Raw genomic sequence first — 14,986 nt, 5'->3', positions numbered from 1 at the left:
GGTTGCGGGGACAGGATTTGAACCTGCGACCTTCGGGTTATGAGCCCGACGAGCTACCGTGCTGCTCCACCCCGCGATAATACTATTCATATAAATTTATATGGTGGAGGATGACGGGATCGAACCGCCGACCCCCTGCTTGTAAGGCAGGTGCTCTCCCAGCTGAGCTAATCCTCCAAAGTGGTGACCCGTACGGGATTCGAACCCGTGTTACCGCCGTGAAAGGGCGGTGTCTTAACCACTTGACCAACGGGCCAATATGTATGGCAGAGAAGAAGGGATTCGAACCCTCGCACCGCGTTAGCGATCTACTCCCTTAGCAGGGGAGCCCCTTGAGCCACTTGGGTACTTCTCTGTATGGCTCCGCAGGTAGGACTCGAACCTACGACCGATCGGTTAACAGCCGATAGCTCTACCACTGAGCTACTGCGGAATAATGAAGACAATTTGTATCTTATAAAACTTCTCATCGTAAGTCAAGATGTTTTTTAACAATATCTTGCACAAACGTGACATGTTTATAATATACTGGATTGCGTTTTCACTGTCAAGATGTTTTCGCTACCGGTTTTAGTTTTCCCTTACACTTTCCACAGACATATCTTTTTGTATTTATTTGACGTCTTCTTACATATTGAAGCGAACACTCCATACATTCATACATATAAACCTTCTTTTCCTTCTTTTCCTTCTCTTCATTAATCATTCGCTTACAAAAACGTGGTGCACCTACCTTTTTTAATAGTTCACGAAAATCCCTATCCCGATGCTTATATCCTCTCCCTGTAATATGCAAGTGATAATGACAAAGTTCATGTTTAATAATCCCGACTAATTCTTCTTTACCATACATTTCATAATATCGATAATTCAGTTCGATATTGTGACTCTTCAATAGATAACGTCCACCAGTTGTACGTAATCTATTATTAAACATCGCTTTATGTAAGAATGGCATCCCGAAGTATCGTAGGGATACTTCTTCCACTAGCTGCTGAATTTCTTTCTCATGCATTCTCATTCCTCCTAAACAAAAAAATATTTTTACACTTTTCTCCCTTCCTATACATATATTAAATAGTACATATACCCATCCTCATTCAAGAAGCGTGGTTTCTAAAAATACGACATTAATAGAAATCCACTCATTAACCTCTCGTCAATAGTACCTTAACTACAAAGGTAAATTTTTGAGAGTAGGATTATACAAGGAGGGATTCCTATGCCTACATGGCTAAAAAAACAAATGCAACGTGCATATTTTGAAAAAAACCGGTATCAAATTAAATTGCTAAATGAATGCTGGTTTTATTATAGCAAAATACATCAAAGCTCATAATCCATTACACTTTCTACTCCATAAAAAAAGAGCAGTTTTATCTGCTCTCTTTTCTTACTATTCAATCGGTAACATAGATAATGCAACACGACCTTTTTTTGTATCAATATCATCTACCCATACTTTTACGATTTGCCCTACAGATACAACATCTAATGGATGCTTTACAAACTGTTTGCTTAATTTAGAAATATGCACTAAACCATCTTGTTTTACACCAATGTCAACAAAAGCACCAAAATCAACAACGTTACGAACTGTCCCTTCCAGTTCCATACCACGCTGTAAATCTTCTAATTTCAAAATCCCTTTTTTCAGAAGTGGTTTTGGCAATTCATCCCTCATGTCTCGCTCTGGACTAATTAAGGCATCAATAATATCAACCAATGTCGGCTCACCGATCTCCGTCTCTTGAGATAATTTAGAAACATCCACTCCCTCTAAACTCTCCTGCAAGTTCGGTTTCCCTACATCATTCTTCGATAACCCTAGACTCTTTAGTAGCAATTCGACATTTTTATATTGTTCTGGATGGATCCCTGTACGATCTAACGGATTCGCGCCTTCTAATATACGTAAAAACCCAATACACTGTTCATATGTTTTCGCGCCTAAACGAGGGATTTTCTTTAATTCAGTACGCTTCGTAAATTTCCCATCTTCCTCACGCTTAGCTACAATATTTTTCGCAACTGTTTTTGATAACCCCGAAACATATTGTAACAATGCAACTGAAGCTGTATTTACATTCACACCAACTTGGTTAACTGCTGTCTCTACCACAAATGTTAACGATTCATTTAATCTCTTTTGAGTTACATCATGTTGATATTGCCCCACCCCTACCGATTTAGGGTCAATTTTCACGAGCTCAGCAAGTGGATCTTGCAGGCGTCTTCCAATTGAAACCGCGCTTCTTTCTTCAACTTGGAAATCAGGGAATTCCTCACGAGCTAAATCGGAAGCCGAATACACACTTGCCCCTGCTTCATTTACAATAATATAGAAAACATCCTGTTTCACACTTTGTAATACATCTACTATAAACTCTTCCGTTTCTCTAGAAGCTGTGCCGTTCCCAATTGCAATCATTTCAACTTGATATTTATCTATAATAGAAAGAACTTTCTTTTTTGCATCATCATATTTACGAACAGGTGGATGCGGATAAATAACATCGATATATAGAACTTTCCCCGTATCATCTACTACAGCTAATTTACAACCAGTTCTATATGCAGGGTCTACGGCTAGCACAACCTTCCCTTTCATTGGAGGTTGTAATAATAAATTACGTAAGTTCTCAGAGAAAATATGTATCGCTTGTTCTTCAGCTGTTTCTGTTAATTCTTTTCGAATTTCTCTTTCAATCGAAGATTGAATTAATCGTTTATAGCCATCCTCAATCGCTAATTGTACATAATGCGCACTTTTTGAATCGTTATCACGGATTACTTTCTTATATAAGAAAGTTATTATCTCATCTACTGGTGGAACAACAGAAACTCTCAATATATCTTCTTTCTCACCGCGATTCATCGCTAATACACGATGCGGTACTACTTTCTGCAACGGTTCTTCATAACTGTAATACATTTCATATATATTCTTTTCATCTTTTTCTTCGTCTTTTACAACCGAAGACATAACACCTTTTCTAAAAGTAACATTCCGAATCCAACTACGATACGCAGCTTCATCTGAAACGATTTCTGCAATAATGTCTTGCGCACCTTGCAACGCCTCTTCTGCAGATTCCACTTCTTTTTCTGCATTAACAAATTCCATAGCCTTTTTAGCCGGATCTTCTTTTTTATATAACAATAACCATTCAGCTAGCGGTTCTAATCCTTTTTCTTTTGCAATCGTCGCTTTCGTTCTTCTTTTCTCTTTATAAGGACGATATAAATCTTCTACTTCCTGTAGTTTCGTTGCGGCAACAATATGACGGCGCAACTCTTCGGTTAGCTTACCCTTTTCACCAATAAGACGAAGAACCTCTTCTTTCCTATCTTCAAGCTGCATCATATATTGCCATCTCTCTAAGATTGCACGAATTTGCACCTCATCTAAAGAGCCTGTCCATTCTTTTCGGTAACGAGCAATAAATGGAACTGTGTTACCTTCTTCTGTTAATTGAATAACATGACGAACTTGCTTTTCGGTAAAGCCTAATTCTTTCACTAACATTTTCATTAACGCTTGTCGATTATCTACCATTTCCATATACAACCGTAACCTCCTCTATAATAAAAAAAAGTTGCCCTTCAAAGAGAGCAACTTAAACTGCCGATTTAAAAATCTATTAGTCCTAAACTAATTTGTAACGCTTCATCTACACGAATCATCATCACTTCATCCAAATGAGTGATTTTGTCCGTTAAGCGTTGCTTATCGATTGTTCGAATCTGCTCAAGTAAAATAACAGAATCTCTCTCAAATCCATACTTTTTCGCATCAATTTCCACATGAGTGGGTAATTTCGCTTTTTGAATCTGTGCAGTAATAGCCGCTACAATCACCGTTGGACTAAAACGATTTCCGATGTCATTTTGAATGACAAGAACCGGACGAACGCCTCCTTGCTCAGAACCAACAACTGGGGAAAGGTCTGCAAAATACACGTCGCCGCGTTTTACAATCAAAATATTACCCCCCGCTAACTAAGCGTTCTACCGTATGAGCTGCTTCATACTCTGCTAAGAAAGCTTCAGATGCAATACCAAGATTAATTTTTCCCATTTCAATGTACCCACGTCGCATTGATTCATGTTGGTAGCGTTTCTTCGTCTTATGTTGACGCAATAACAGTTGTGTTGCCTGGCAAATTAGTTCATGGCGATTCTTATTCTCTTGTTTTCCAATTCCGTCCAATTCCGTTACCATTTGCTTTGGCAACCGAACCACGATTTCAGTAGTTACACTTGATTCGGACACAAAAATACACCTCCACCGTCAACTACACACCCAAATATATATATGACACCTATTGTAATAATACCATTGTATGGAGCCTGTTGCAAAGACTTCCTTATTCCTTGCTTATGTTTTCCAATTCACAGGAAAAACATTCATCTTCTATTATTTTTCATCTTATTTTAAACAAGGAACAAAAGAATTCCTATGCAAAACTTATATTAAAAGTGATTATAAGTAAAAGCTTCTCATCAAAAAAGAGCATATTTTCCATCAATAAAAAGCTCAATTAAATGACAAGAAGCAAATTAGATGATCTTCTATATATTATTCAAATAATTGATGATTTCTACAACTTTACCATGTCGTATAAATATTCTCGGCACACGGAAACTAATCGTTGCAATAATTTCATAATTAATAGTCCCGGAATATTCAGCAACCTCTGTAGCGCTAATATATTCATCACCTTGTCGTCCAATGAGTGTAACTTTCGTACCAAGCGGGACTTCACAAGGAAGATGAATCATGAATTGATCCATTGTTACTCTCCCTACAATCGGTACTCTTTTACCATCCACAAGCACTTCAAATCCTTGTAATCTTCTAAGCCAGCCATCTGCATATCCAATCGCAACAGTTGCAATCCATTCTTCAGTTTTTGTTCGGTAAGTGACGTTATAACTAATTCCATCCCCTTTAATCACCTGTTTAATATGAGCAACTTTCGTATGCAATGATAACGCCGGTTCTAATTTAAATGGTAAAAAAGGACGTATTTCTACAGATGGGGATAATCCATACATCGCAATACCAATTCGTACTGCATTAAATGTAATTCCTTGAAAACGTAAAGTTGCAGCACTATTAGCTGTATGGACAAATTTAGGATCCACTCCGAATTCCTTCAACCAACTTAACTGCTGCAAGAACGTGTTATATTGCTTATCAAAATACGAAGTCTCAACCTCATCTGCTGTTGCAAAATGCGTATATACTCCTTCTAACTCTAAAAATGGTGCACCTTCTAAACTCTTTAAGAATTCTTTTAATTCTTTGCGTTCGCGTATTCCAATTCTCCCCATACCACTATCAAAATTAATATGGAATTTCATTATAGATGAACCATCCCATAGTTTGATGGCTTCTTCCACCCATTCTTTTTGAAAAACAGTTAATGCTACATCATTTTCAGCAGCTACATTTATATCTCGAGGCGGGGAAGGACCTAGCACTAAAATTGGTACGGTAATACCAGCCCTTCTAAGAACTAAGGCTTCATCTAAAAAAGCAACTGCTAATCTTGTTGCACCTGCTTCTAATGCGGTTTTAGCCACCGGTACATAATCGTGCCCATATGCATTCGCTTTAACTACAGCAAAAATCTCAACATTACTCGGAATGAACTCTTTAATATGCGTAATATTGTTATAAATCGCATCTAAATCCACTTCCACCCAAGTATCACGGTAAAATGACGCTTCTTCCATAAATACACTTCCTTATACACGATATGCGAAGCTTATTCTTTTATATGCTTCTTTTATGAAATCCACCTTCAAACTAAGAAAAGACGTGGTGCACATATATCACCACGTCTAAGAAGTTTACTTCACCTGCTTCGCTGTAACTGAACGAGCTACCATTAACAACTCATTCGGCTCTAAACCTTTAGACACGAGCATATATTCTACTCCGTTATGTGACCACGTTACAGATTCTTTCGTCAATGCACCAATCGTAAACCCAAGATCAACCGGCTCTCCACTTACACTTACTGCTGACGAAGCCTCTGCAACTTTTGCCTTTTCTTGTATTAAGGTAAAGGATTTCTTATTTCCAGTGTATGTGAGTATCGTACGCTTGCCACTGTCTGTCTTCAACTCTTTTTCGTCTTTCAGAGTCATGCCTTGCGGCGTATCACGCGGATACAAAATAGCAAATGGTTTGTCTTCTTTCGCTGTTGTTTGAACATCTACTTGCGCTCTAGACATATTTTGTTTCGTATCAAATGCACCTTTATCAAATTTCGCATCGAATTTCACTTTAGAGAAATCTACTTTCACAAGAACATTTTGATCATTATCCATTAATTTCACCGAAACTGGTGTTAAATCGCTTTTCTTCAATGTAATCTCTTGTTTCGGTAACATATTTTGATGTTGATAGTTTGTTTTTGTTTTGAAAATATAATATTTATCTGTTTTCTCGAAAGTAAGGTTTTTCTTATCCTGCAAAATATCTCTTACAAGTGATTCATATAAATAGGCCTGGCTACTATTTTGCGGCCAATCACTTTGAAAACGGAAACTCTTATTAAGCGCTGGAGTTAATACAAATACCCCTTCTTCATTTCTTAAAATAATTTGGCTCTGATCTTTTTTTGCATTCTGTAAATTCACACGATAAAAAGAAGGTTCTTTATGCCAAATTTCCACTTTATACTCCTGAGGCTCATTCCCTGTTTTAATAGTTAATTTCGCTTCAGCTTGATAACTTTTCATCCCTTTCACTTTCGCTTCTAAATCTCTCACAACATCATCTTGTTTCTTTTCCATACAGCCCGCCAACACAAAAACGGTCAATAAACCGACAAGAACTAAAAACAGACGCCTTTTCATCACTTCAGCCCCTTTGCCCCTATAAATGAATGGAAGGTGTACCTTCCTTATCGCTACCTCAAATATATGAGACAAGGATATGAAATATGCAGACTAGCGTGACAAGCTTTCTAAAACAACTTGTGCAACAGCAAATTCCTTACTATGACTAATTGATAAATGAACAATATGCTCTGTATTTGCAATAAGAAGCGGCTTCCCTCTATCATCATTTTTCACTTCAATATCTAAAAAACTCACTTCTTTCCCGATACCAGTGCCTACCGCTTTTGAATACGCCTCTTTCGCTGCAAATCTTCCCGCTACAAACTCTGTAAGGCGACTCCCTTTCAGTTCCATAGCAACATTACGTTCACTTTCAGTTAAAATACGTTCCATAAATTTAAGCTTTCCATCTAGCATTTTTTCAATTCGATTCAATTCAATAATATCTATTCCAATCCCTACAATCATTTCGAAATCCCCTTCTTCTATTTAGCTTTCTTCTTTCATATTGTAAGAATAACAGAGAATCATTCTGATGCAAAAGGAGTGATACTACCAGCATGCTAATACGACCCACTCGCATTTCCTTAAATCCAATCATCCTCTCTTTACTTCTTATTCAACTATTCATGATGATGTTAGGCGACTTCTTTCTCTTTCCAATGGCAGCTAACAATGAATATATCACTAAAGGAGAATGGTGGCGTGTCATAACTTCTCTGCTCGTACACGTGGACTTACAACATTTTCTTTCTAATAGTATTTGCTTATTTATTCTTGGCTCTTCTATCGAAAAACAACTCGGACACATTTCTTTTATCATTCTATTTTTTCTTCCCGGTATTTCCGGAAATATCGCTTCTTATATTATTATGCCTCCTGAATACATTCATACGGGAGCATCTGGTGGGATTTTCGGGTTACTAGGCGCCCAACTATTTTTATTGTACAATCGATACCGCCCTTCACACTCAAAAGAAATTGCTATTTTCTCAATCATGATACTTATATTACTATTATTTACTTTCTTTAATCCTTTCGCCAATCCTATAAGCCATTTAGCAGGATTAATAACCGGTGGTATTTTAACTCCTTTTTTAACAAAAAAATTCGATGGTGCTGAGCTTATTTAATGTAAAAGCTCGCACCATCGATAATTTCCACATCTATTTGTTTACTTAAGTCTCTCATGAGTTGAAATAAAGACTCATCCTTCTGCTTCGCCTCAATCATACAATCAATTTGCCCAACACTTCCCTTAATCCTTCTTAAAAAAGATAAGAATGCATCAACATCAATAAAATCAGCGTGTGCCCTCGGGTCTTTCTCATCTCTAGGACTGGAGATATGCATTTTAACTGGTAACAAAGATGTTTCCCACGTATGAACAACACGCGCCCAATCTTCATGCCAATCTTCTCGTTCATTGTTCATCGTATGATGATGCAAATCAAACACGACCGGAATGTCTAATTTTTCTCCTAAATACAATGTTTCCGCTAGCGTGAAGGTTGTATCATCATTTTCTAACATGATCATTTCTTGAATACCCCTTGGAACGTTAGACCAATTTTCTATAAAGCGTTCTAATGCGAGCTCTTTATCTTTATAACCTCCTCCAACATGTAATACACATCGTTGCTTATGTGCAATCCCCATACCTTTTAACATTTTTTTGTGCATCTGCAAAGTTTTTACTGACTGTTTAAAAATACTTTCCTCCGGTGAATTTAGTACAACAAAGTGATCCGGATGGAAATCAATACGCATATTCATACGAATTGCGTATTCACCTAGCACTTTTAAACTTTCTTTTAATGGACGAATATAGTTCCACTCTAACAACTCCTCATGATTCGCTAAAGGAATAAGCTTAGAACTAAGTCGAAAGAAAGATATATCATGCCCCTTATTATGCTTTAATAACCGCAAGCAATTTTCCAAATTCGAATTAGCGATTCTTTCAAGTTTACGAATCGCAGCCTCTCGATCATCAATCCGTTGAAACTGTGCATATGTCATCGTTTGAGATGGAGATGCGTTCTTCAAATGCACACTCATCGCAACATACCCAAGCCTTACAAGCATATCGTACCTCTTTTCTACATGAGTTATTATGTAGTATGTACAATTTTAGAAATAAAAAAAGAGAATGCCAACAAAGGGCATTCTCTTTTTTTATTAAGCTTGTGGACGGCTATGATGTTTTCTTTCGCCGCGTCCATTTGAAGAAGATCCAGGGCGACCTTGACCTTCACCTCTACGACCACGGTTACCATCACGGCCACCATCACGATTGCGATCACGGTTACGACCATCGCCACTGCGTCCGTCACGGTTACGGTCACGGTTACGACCATCGCCACTGCGTCCATCACGACTACGATTACGGTTACCATCACGGTATCCGCCTCCGTTACCACCGCGTTTTTTAGAACCGCCACCTCTTGAAACAACTGGTGGTTCTGATGTTAAAGCGATTGGTGTTGTATCTGGCTCTTTTGTCATCATTTTTAAAGCAGCAGCTACTACTGTTACAGAGTCGTTCTCTTCTAACATTTCTTCTGCAATACGCTTGTAGTATGATAAGTTATCATTTTCAATTGTGCTTTGAAGTTTTTCAGCGATTAAACGTTGTTGACCTTCTAGTGCCTCGTCAAGTGTCGGTGCTTCCATACGGTCAACCTTACGTTTTGTTGTACGCTCGATATTTTTTAATTGTCCTGATTCACGTGGTGTTACAAATAACATTGCAATACCTTTTTTACCTGCACGGCCAGTACGACCGATACGGTGAACGTATGATTCTGGATCTTGTGGGATATCGAAGTTGTATACGTGTGTTACGCCTGAAATATCAAGACCACGCGCAGCAACATCTGTTGCAACAAGAACTTCAATAGCACCTTCTTTAAATTTACGTAATACAGACATACGTTTCGCTTGTGTTAAGTCACCATGAATACCTTCTGCTGCATAACCACGTAAGTTTAATGCTTCTGATAATTCATCAACACGACGCTTTGTACGACCGAATACGATCGCAAGCTCTGGAGATTGAATATCTAGTAAGCGCGTTAATACGTCAAACTTTTTCTTTTCTTGCACTTCTAAATAGAACTGCTGAATGTTTGGCATTGTTACTTCTTTTGCTTTTACTTTAATGTGTTGAGGCTCAGTCATGAAACGCTCAGCAATACGACGGATTGGATCTGGCATTGTCGCTGAGAATAATAATGTTTGATGTGTTTCTGGCACATCTGTTAAAATTGCTTCAATATCTTCAATGAAGCCCATGTTTAACATTTCATCCGCTTCATCAAGAACAACAGTCTCAACGTTTTGTAGGCGAAGTGTTTTACGGTTAATATGATCTAAAATACGACCCGGCGTACCAACAATAATGTGTGGGTGTTTTTTTAGAGCACGAATTTGGCGGTTAATATCTTGACCACCATAAATTGGTAAAATACGAACGCGTTTATGTTTACCAATTTTGTATAGTTCTTCTCCAACTTGAATTGCTAATTCACGCGTTGGCGCGATAACAATACCTTGAACTGCTTCTTTACGAGTATCTACTTTATCTAATAGCGGTAATCCAAATGCTGCTGTTTTCCCTGTACCTGTCTGCGCTTGCCCAATAATATCTTTACCTTGCAATGCATGTGGGATTGTTTCAGCTTGAATCGGCGTAGCCTCTTCAAAGCCCATACTTTCAACAGATTGCAATAAAGATTCACTTAATCCTAATTCTCGAAATGTTGTCAATGTTACTTCTCCTTTTCTATCCTATACTTATCATTTAAAAAAAGGCATTTTCCGAATTGGCGGAAAAGCCCTTTTCCTGAATGCTCACGTATATAAACGGGCGTATTTCTACACGAAAATACTTTTAAACGTTATTACACTTTATCAATTATAAGTTTTGTATGTGCAAAAAGCAAACCCAACTGTTACCTTATTTTCATATTCAGGACTTTTTTTCTTCACTTTTATTTTTTAACATCCTCTGTAAGCGCTTATTATAAGTTTCTTCTATTTTCGTGACTATCATCCCTATTTATATTCACCAATTATTTCAACATCGTAATAACTTCTTCTAATTTCATACCACGAGATGCTTTAACTAATACAACATCGTTATTACCAACTACCGCCTGTAAATCTTTTACAAGCTCTTCTTTATTATGATAGGCCTTTACACGTTCACCAGGGAAATTAATTTCCGCTCCCTCAGCAATTTGAGCCCCTAATCTACCATATGTGAATACATATGAGATTTTTGCTGGGTCAATTAATTTACCTACTTCATAATGAAATTGAACCTCTTGGTCTCCAAGCTCTAACATATCACCAAGCACGACGATTTTTTGAGAAAAACCATCTAAACCATTCATTAAATGGAATGCTGCTTCCATAGCTGTCGGACTTGCATTGTAAGCATCATTGATAACTGTTAACCCACTATCCTTTTTTACAATTTCCATGCGCATACCTGTCATTTGAAGTGTTACTAAACCTTGTTTCATTTCTTCCCATGTCACACCAAAATGTTTCGCAATCGCCATGGAAGCAAGTGTATTATACACATTATGTTTCCCTAACACTGGTATATAGAATGAAATGTTTTCTTCTCTATTCATTTTAAAATGTGTGCCAGTTGCCTGTAATGTTACAGTCGTTGGATAGTAATCGTTTGCTCTGGCATCACCAAATGTTACTGTTTCCGTCGCTAAATTCATTTCAGGAACACGATTTGTTAATAATGGCTCATCTCCGTTATATACGAACACTCCGCCTTCTTGTAATCCTGCCACAATTTCTAATTTCGCTTCTGCAATTGCCTCACGAGAGCCTAAATCCATTAAATGCGCCTCACCAATGTTCGTAATGATAGCTGCATTAGGACGAGCTAACTTAGATAAGAATTCAATTTCTCCTCGGCTTGACATACCCATTTCTAATACAGCAACTTCCGTATTTTCTTCTAGGTTTAAAATAGTAAGAGGTAAACCGATATGGTTATTGAAATTACCTTCTGTTTTTTGAACTTTGAATTTAGTCGCAAGAAGGCTTGTTACAATATCTTTCGTAGATGTTTTACCGTTACTACCTGTCACACCAATAACTTTAACATCCAATTGATCGCGATAGTTTTTCGCTAACATTTGTAATGCCAATAGTGTGTCTTCTACAAAAATAACTGGAAGATTCTCAGGCGGATTTGCTACATCTTTCATCCATAATGTAGCAACAGCTCCATTTTCAACAGCTTTATCTACAAAAGCATGTCCATCGAAACGTTCACCTTGAATCGGAACATATAAATTTCCTTTTTCGATTTTTCTCGTATCAATAGACACTCCCTGTATAGTAATTCCCTCATACTGCTCTGCTAATCCCGTACCATTTATCATCTGTTCTACTTGTTTTAACGTTCGATTAATCATGAAAACACTCCTTACATAGAGGAAGCACTATTCCTTCGAATAGTGCCTCCTCCTTTTTTGTTATATTGTATATTTAATTTTTTGTTTTTCTTCGTGACGTTCAATCGCCAAACGAATTAGCTCTTCAATTAATTCTGGATATGGTAATCCAGTATGTTGCCATAATAGAGGGAACATACTAAACGGCGTAAATCCTGGCATTGTGTTTACTTCGTTAATATATACTTCTCCGTCTTTCGTTAAGAAGAAATCAGCTCGTGTTAAGCCTGCACCATCTAAAGATTGGAATGCAACAATTGCATCTCGCTTAATTACATTAGACTCTTCTTCTGTCATTTCAGCTGGAATAATTAACGCTGTATCACCATCGATGTACTTCGACTTATAATCATAAAAGTCCTTTTTCGGTACGATTTCACCTACAACTGAACATTTCGGTTCGTCGTTACCTAGTACACCAACTTCTACTTCACGACCTACGATATTTTCTTCTACAATAATTTTGCGGTCGAATTGGAATGCCTCTTCAAATGCACTCTCAAGTTCTTCACGATTTTTACATTTATTAATACCAACACTTGAACCAAGGTTTGCTGGTTTTACGAAGCAAGGATACCCTAACTTCTCTTCTACTTTGTCATAAGCTTCTTCGCGATTTTTTTCCCATGCACTACGAATGAAAGATGCATATTTCGCTTGTTTCAAACCAGCTTCTGCAAAGATATTTTTCATAACAACTTTATCCATACCGGCAGACGATGCTAGAACACCATTTCCTACATAAGGAATGTTCATTAATTCTAATAACCCTTGAACCGTTCCATCTTCACCATTTGGTCCATGTAGTAATGGAAAAATAACGTCGATAGCATCTTCCTCAGAAGTTGCAGATGGAATAATTTCCGTGCTTAATGATAACGGAGAAATCGAATTTTCTGCACCGCTCATTTTTAAAGCTTCAACATCCGTTACTTCACCTTCAATACGCTCACCGCGTACCCATTGACCTTGCTCTGTAATATAAATCGGATGAATCTCGAATTTATCTTGATTTAACGCTTTAATAGCAGCAAGAGCCGTCTGTAACGAAACTTGATGCTCAGCTGATTTTCCACCATATAATAAACCTAATTTAATTTTCGTCAATTAAATCACCCTAACCAATTGTTTTCATTTTTCTATTTTAGCACTTTTTATAAAAATAGGTAGTTCCTATTTGAAATAAAATGTAACTTCCACAAATAATTAAATGACACCACTTATTGGATTTCTACACTTTTCTATTTCATTTTCTTCACAACTACACAAAATGAAATGGCAACCTAATCTAGTTATGTACCTAAAATATGTAGAAATCCCCTTTTTGTGTATGTCACCTATTTTATTAAGAAGATTGTTTGGTTAGTGTGTCCTTTTGCCTTTGTTCCACAAGGCGATCTAAAGAAACGTATACAATACCTGCAACTAAACATCCTACACCTAAAATTGTAAATAAGAAATGTCCGAGTAATCTATCTAATAAAAAACCTCCAAGAAGTGGACCAAATGCACTTCCCGTAATCCACTGCAAACTCGCTGCTCCCATATAAGTTCCTCTCAAATGCTCAGGGGCCAAATTCGCTACAAACGTCATCTGTACAGGCGACATAATCATCTCGCCTAACGTATATATGGCATACACGAACATTAACGTCACTAAAATAATTGTAGCATTTGTATTAAATTCTCCAAACCACTTCGGTAACCACCCTATAAAAAACAAACCAATTCCAAACAAACACGCCCCGTATAACATCGTCTTTCCGACAGGTTTATCTGTCGCCCATTTTGAAATTTGAAACTGGAACAACACAACTAATAGTCCATTTAGCGCCATTAAATACGGGTATGGATTGTTAACTCCAAAAATATCCTTCATTTCATTATCAAAGTGAAGTGGTAACATGCCTTCTGTTTGAGAAAATCCCATAGAAATAATGATACCTGCTAACAAATAAATCATTAACGCCTTATCTCTCATTAAAACTTTCCAAACTGCACCTGATTCCTTCTCTGCATTCTCTTCTTTTTTATCTGCTGCTTTTGGCATTGTCTCCTGGATAAGAATTAGTACAAGTAATGCATAAAATAGCATCGTAGAAGAAGCAATAATAAACACAAGATTCTTTGACAACACCACTACTGATGCACCCATTATTGGACCGATTGCAGCACCTATATTGTGTCCCATTCGCAATAAACCATATGCTTCGGTTCTTTTTTCTGGCGCGGTCACATCTGCAACCATCGCTGATGCAGCTGGATGAAATAAAGAATTACTTAATCCTAAAAAAACAGATAAAATTGCATATGAAATAAACCCTTCTATAAATAAAAAACCGAGCATTAATAATGCATTACTTGCCATTGAAAATATCATAATCGGCTTTCTTCCATATATATCAGCAATTCTTCCACCTATAAGCGATCCAAAGCTTGCAGCAATTGGAGAAAGCGCCATAATAACTCCAACCTGTAATAAAGAATCTACCTTATCTTTTAAATATAATGCGAAAAAAGGCATTAACATCATCATCGCAATTCCATTCAATGTCTCACCGATAAATCGAATCCATACGTTACGATCCATTTCCCTTAGCTCACGCCATGTATTTTTCATATTTTCACCCCTT

Annotated in this window: 14 protein-coding genes and 5 tRNA genes (1 of these 19 cut by a window edge); 2 read left to right on the top strand and 17 right to left on the bottom strand. The window is 37.3% G+C overall.

The features are described from left to right. The 6 genes from ACUN26_RS25300 to ACUN26_RS25275 all read right to left on the bottom strand — a co-directional run. Positions 1-76 (bottom strand) — tRNA-Met (locus ACUN26_RS25300); it reaches 1 nt to the left of the window's first position. Positions 77-101: 25 nt separating this feature from the next. Next, a tRNA-Val gene (locus ACUN26_RS25295) sits at positions 102-177 on the bottom strand. 4 nt (positions 178-181) lie between these two features. Then, positions 182-256: transfer RNA gene (locus tag ACUN26_RS25290), tRNA-Glu, on the bottom strand. Between the two features lie 8 nt (positions 257-264). After that, positions 265-355, bottom strand: a tRNA-Ser gene (locus ACUN26_RS25285). A 3-nt stretch (positions 356-358) separates the two neighbouring features. Continuing rightward, positions 359-433: transfer RNA gene (locus tag ACUN26_RS25280), tRNA-Asn, on the bottom strand. Between the two features lie 114 nt (positions 434-547). Further along, positions 548-1,015 carry a SprT family protein gene (locus ACUN26_RS25275; RefSeq protein ID WP_000544525.1) on the bottom strand — a complete coding sequence of 156 codons (468 nt, stop codon included), beginning with the start codon at positions 1,013-1,015 and terminating at the stop codon, positions 548-550. A gap of 207 nt (positions 1,016-1,222) precedes the next feature. On the opposite strand from ACUN26_RS25275, the gene cmpA reads away from it, so the two are divergent. Next, positions 1,223-1,339 carry a cortex morphogenetic protein CmpA gene (gene cmpA / locus ACUN26_RS25270; protein WP_001143642.1) on the top strand — a complete coding sequence of 39 codons (117 nt, stop codon included), beginning with the start codon at positions 1,223-1,225 and terminating at the stop codon, positions 1,337-1,339. 57 nt (positions 1,340-1,396) lie between these two features. Here the strand turns inward: cmpA and ACUN26_RS25265 are convergent, their stop codons facing one another. The 6 genes from ACUN26_RS25265 to acpS all read right to left on the bottom strand — a co-directional run bounded on the left by ACUN26_RS25265 (position 1,397) and on the right by acpS (position 7,329). Then, a complete protein-coding gene (locus ACUN26_RS25265; protein WP_000426215.1) occupies positions 1,397-3,565 on the bottom strand; it encodes a Tex family protein in 2,169 nt (722 codons plus the stop codon). Between the two features lie 68 nt (positions 3,566-3,633). Then, complete coding sequence (gene ndoA / locus ACUN26_RS25260) at positions 3,634-3,984, bottom strand: type II toxin-antitoxin system endoribonuclease NdoA (protein WP_000635963.1); 351 nt, start codon at positions 3,982-3,984, stop codon at positions 3,634-3,636. A 4-nt stretch (positions 3,985-3,988) separates the two neighbouring features. Beyond that, positions 3,989-4,276 carry an antitoxin EndoAI gene (locus ACUN26_RS25255; protein ID WP_000004570.1) on the bottom strand — a complete coding sequence of 96 codons (288 nt, stop codon included), beginning with the start codon at positions 4,274-4,276 and terminating at the stop codon, positions 3,989-3,991. A 299-nt stretch (positions 4,277-4,575) separates the two neighbouring features. Beyond that, complete coding sequence (gene alr, locus ACUN26_RS25250; protein WP_000390621.1) at positions 4,576-5,745, bottom strand: alanine racemase; 1,170 nt, start codon at positions 5,743-5,745, stop codon at positions 4,576-4,578. A 117-nt stretch (positions 5,746-5,862) separates the two neighbouring features. After that, positions 5,863-6,813, bottom strand: coding sequence for a LolA family protein (locus ACUN26_RS25245; RefSeq protein WP_002037834.1), 951 nt, complete (start codon positions 6,811-6,813; stop codon positions 5,863-5,865). A 156-nt stretch (positions 6,814-6,969) separates the two neighbouring features. Beyond that, the gene (acpS, locus tag ACUN26_RS25240) at positions 6,970-7,329 is read right to left on the bottom strand and encodes a holo-ACP synthase (protein WP_000635048.1); all 360 of its coding nucleotides are present in this window, start codon (positions 7,327-7,329) and stop codon (positions 6,970-6,972) included. A gap of 92 nt (positions 7,330-7,421) precedes the next feature. Between acpS and ACUN26_RS25235 the strand changes: the two genes are divergently transcribed. After that, a complete protein-coding gene (locus ACUN26_RS25235; RefSeq protein ID WP_000908503.1) occupies positions 7,422-7,994 on the top strand; it encodes a rhomboid family intramembrane serine protease in 573 nt (190 codons plus the stop codon). Here ACUN26_RS25235 and uvsE read toward each other — a convergent pair. From uvsE to ACUN26_RS25210, 5 genes are all read right to left on the bottom strand, one after another. Next, the gene (gene uvsE / locus ACUN26_RS25230) at positions 7,987-8,949 is read right to left on the bottom strand and encodes a UV DNA damage repair endonuclease UvsE (RefSeq protein ID WP_000961174.1); all 963 of its coding nucleotides are present in this window, start codon (positions 8,947-8,949) and stop codon (positions 7,987-7,989) included. The genes ACUN26_RS25235 and uvsE overlap by 8 nt on opposite strands. A 93-nt stretch (positions 8,950-9,042) precedes the next feature. Further along, complete coding sequence (locus ACUN26_RS25225; RefSeq protein ID WP_000206605.1) at positions 9,043-10,632, bottom strand: DEAD/DEAH box helicase; 1,590 nt, start codon at positions 10,630-10,632, stop codon at positions 9,043-9,045. Positions 10,633-10,937: 305 nt separating this feature from the next. Further along, positions 10,938-12,314, bottom strand: a complete 1,377-nt coding sequence (murF, locus tag ACUN26_RS25220; protein ID WP_000610669.1) for a UDP-N-acetylmuramoyl-tripeptide--D-alanyl-D-alanine ligase — start codon at positions 12,312-12,314, stop codon at positions 10,938-10,940. A gap of 60 nt (positions 12,315-12,374) precedes the next feature. After that, entirely contained in the window at positions 12,375-13,460 is a 1,086-nt protein-coding gene (locus ACUN26_RS25215) for a D-alanine--D-alanine ligase (protein WP_000161430.1), read from the bottom strand. Between the two features lie 238 nt (positions 13,461-13,698). Further along, positions 13,699-14,973, bottom strand: a complete 1,275-nt coding sequence (locus ACUN26_RS25210) for an MDR family MFS transporter (RefSeq protein ID WP_000799751.1) — start codon at positions 14,971-14,973, stop codon at positions 13,699-13,701. Between the last annotated feature and the right edge of the window lie 13 nt (positions 14,974-14,986).

The sequence above is a fragment of the Bacillus sp. WC2503 genome (genome assembly GCF_052682895.1).
Note: the sequence above shows the minus strand (reverse complement) of the source record. Positions and strands in the feature narration are given on the sequence as shown.